Here is a 3,053-nt window from a genome sequence, read left to right as displayed (position 1 = left end):
GGTAAGTTTGTAGAATTAGTCAATCCATGTAATACATCACAACTTTGTAGCAAATGTGGTCAAAAAGTCGAAAAATCATTAGCGGTGAGAATACATAATTGCCCTCACTGCGGATTAGTTATTGACCGTGACCATAATGCTGCTATTAATATTCTAAATCGTGCTGTAGGAACTACAGTTCAAGCTTGTGGAATTAAATCAATAGATTTGATGATGAAGCAAGAAGCCACTCTATTCATAGGATGGTAGTTCACGCTAGGAATGTCATATTAAGGTCACTCGAAAAGTTCATATAGCATCTTAATATTAAAGGAACGTCCATAAATCATACCAGATTTGACCTGGGATTACTGATAGTAATTCATTCACACTAACATAATAATTATAAGAGGATATATCATGAAATGGCAAGGCAGATCCAGAAGAACATATACAGGTGCTAAGATCAAAACCGCTCGTGGTAAGAGAAAATACGAGGTTGGTCGCGAATCAGCTGACACTCACATCAACGAGACAAAGAGGAAGAACGTTGCAACCAGAGGCGGGAACCGGAAAGTAAGGCTTCTTCAGTGCAATGTTGCAAACGTGACAGACTCACAGGGCAAGACCCAGAAGACCACCATTGAAACAGTTACCGGAAACGTTGCAAATGCGCACTATGTCAGGCGTAACATCCTTACAAAAGGCTCAGTTATCAAGACCCCTCTTGGTAGCGCAAAGATCACAAGCCGTCCGGGACAGGATGGTGTAGTGAATGCAGTATTGCTCGAATAATCGGGCACTTTTTTAATTTTTGATTTGATTGTCTGGTATTTATGGGGTTACTATATATGGATGATAAAACACGTCATATATTGGAATGTCTTGAAGAGGACGCAAGGACAAGTCACGCGATGATCGCTACCCTTACAGGACTTACTGCTGATGAGGTCAGCAAGAAGATAAAGGATCTGGAAGAGGGTGGTGTTATCCGCAAGTATAAGACTGTTATTGACTGGGATATGGCAGGTGACGAGTATGTCTATGCCATCATCGAGCTGAAGGTGACCCTTGAGAGAAAACTTGGATACCAGGCCCTTGTAGAACGCCTGTACAAGTTTCCGGAGGTGCGCTCTGTGAGGCTGCTCTCGGGGCAGTATGATCTCTCACTGACCGTATGTGGTAAATCAATGAAGGAAGTTGCTTTCTTTGTTGCTGAGAAGATCTCCACTCTTGAACAGGTCCAGCATACAACAACTCATTTTGTCCTGAAAACCTATAAAGAGGATGGTGTTATTCTCTACGAGCAGGATCATGTTACACGTTTACCGGTAACTCCCTGATCCTTAGTCAGATCACATAGGATGTATAATGTATGAGAAAAGCATGCAACCCTTCGGAATTTGTAGCGGATGTAATGAAAAAAGTGCCTCCATCGGGCATACGCCGCTATTTTGATCTTGCATCGGAGATAGATGATGTAATCTCTCTTGGTGTAGGTGAACCTGATTTTGTAACTCCTTGGCATATAAGGGAAGCGTGCATCCATTCCCTGGAATGTGGTGAAACCTCATATACTTCAAATTATGGTCTTATTGACCTCAGGGAGGAGATATCAACTCTCTTTTCCACGAAGTTCGGGGTCGACTACAACCCGGCTTCGGAAATTCTGGTAACTTCTGGTGTCAGTGAAGCTCTTGATATTGCAATCCGTGCCATCACCAATCCAGGCGATGAGATTATTGTCGTCCAGCCTTCATATGTGGCCTATGTGCCTTCTGTGATGTTTGCAGGTGGTATGCCTGTGGTTGTTTCCACAAAGCTGGAAAACAATTTCAAGCTGACTCCTGAAGAGCTGGAGGCAGCTATAACTGATAAGACCAAGGCGGTTATTATTAATTATCCTAACAATCCTACCGGTGCTACCATGGGCAAAAAGGACCTTGAGGCTATCGCTGATATTGTTTGTGAGCATGATATAATGGTCATATCTGACGAGGTCTATGATTGTCTTACATATGATGGTAATCCCACGTGTTTTTCTTCTCTTGATGGAATGAAGGACAGGACCATTCTGTTGAACGGTTTCTCCAAGGCTTATGCAATGACCGGTTTCAGGATGGCGTATGCAATGGGTTCTCCAAAAGTCATCAGTGCCATGATGCTGATTCATCAGTATTCCATGCTATGTGCTCCGATCACCGCGCAGATCGGTGCCATCGAAGCCCTGCGCAACGGCACGAATGAAATGGAGAAGATGGTCCGTGACTACGATCGTCGCCGTCACCTTATCGTAAGTGGGCTGAACAAGATTGGACTTGACTGCTTTGAGCCTAAAGGTGCATTCTATGCTTTCCCGTCTATTAAGAACACAGGCTTAACTTCTGATCAATTTGCAGAACGCCTCTTAAGTGAACAGAAGGTCGTCACCATACCGGGTAATGTGTTCGGTGAGGCCGGCACAGGCTTCCTCAGGTGCTCCTACGCTACATCCCGGGAGGACATCGGGAAGGCTCTGGAAAGGATGGGGACTTTCGTTGATGGGCTGTGAAGGGGCTTATTTTGAGTATGGCATGGAATTCATCTATTCCATATTTTTAGCAGCATGTTTCTTTTAAATGATAGCCTCTATTTTATCAATTTGGAGTAAGAAGACCACCGTTTTCAAACTCACATTAAATAGTAGATTTAATGGGAGTTCCAGTTCTCTGAACTGGAACAGGTGGATGAATTACGTCCCCCATTGGAACTACCATTTATGTATTTCTTAATTGTTTCAGCAGACACTTGACCATGAGTTCCAACATAATAAGTTGGTGACCAAAGATGATTTCCCCAAAATTCTTTTTTTCGTAATTCAGGGAATTTCTGGAACACTCTCTTTGCAGTAACTCCTTTCATAATCTTAACAATATCAGTAGGTGCTATGAATGGTTGTGTAGATATGAAAAGATGGATATGTTCAGGCATGACTTCAAGTTCAAGAATTTCCCATTCCTCAGAATCAGCAATTGTTCTTATTTGGTCATCAAGAAATTCCTTTAATTCATCGTTCATAACCTGTTTTCGATATT

The 3,053-nt window shown here is 42.7% G+C and carries 5 protein-coding genes; 4 read left to right on the top strand and 1 reads right to left on the bottom strand.

Annotation, left to right across the window (positions count from 1 at the left end; translation table 11 throughout):
* From BB781_RS14815 to BB781_RS14800, 4 genes are all read left to right on the top strand, one after another.
* A partial coding sequence (locus BB781_RS14815; protein ID WP_129582594.1) for a zinc ribbon domain-containing protein occupies positions 1-249 on the top strand: 249 nt, incomplete at its 5' end.
* A gap of 150 nt (positions 250-399) precedes the next feature.
* Complete coding sequence (locus BB781_RS14810; RefSeq protein ID WP_094229234.1) at positions 400-774, top strand: 30S ribosomal protein S8e; 375 nt, start codon at positions 400-402, stop codon at positions 772-774.
* A 56-nt stretch (positions 775-830) separates the two neighbouring features.
* Entirely contained in the window at positions 831-1,322 is a 492-nt protein-coding gene (locus BB781_RS14805) for an Lrp/AsnC family transcriptional regulator (RefSeq protein ID WP_094229233.1), read from the top strand.
* Positions 1,323-1,354: 32 nt separating this feature from the next.
* The gene (locus tag BB781_RS14800; RefSeq protein ID WP_094229232.1) at positions 1,355-2,530 is read left to right on the top strand and encodes an aminotransferase class I/II-fold pyridoxal phosphate-dependent enzyme; all 1,176 of its coding nucleotides are present in this window, start codon (positions 1,355-1,357) and stop codon (positions 2,528-2,530) included.
* A gap of 137 nt (positions 2,531-2,667) precedes the next feature.
* Here the strand turns inward: BB781_RS14800 and tnpA are convergent.
* A partial coding sequence (gene tnpA, locus BB781_RS14795; RefSeq protein WP_094229231.1) for an IS200/IS605 family transposase occupies positions 2,668-3,053 on the bottom strand: 386 nt, incomplete at its 5' end.

The sequence above is a fragment of the Methanolobus psychrotolerans genome, assembly GCF_002243045.1.
Taxonomy (GTDB): domain Archaea; phylum Halobacteriota; class Methanosarcinia; order Methanosarcinales; family Methanosarcinaceae; genus Methanolobus; species Methanolobus psychrotolerans.
Note: the sequence above shows the minus strand (reverse complement) of the source record. Positions and strands in the feature narration are given on the sequence as shown.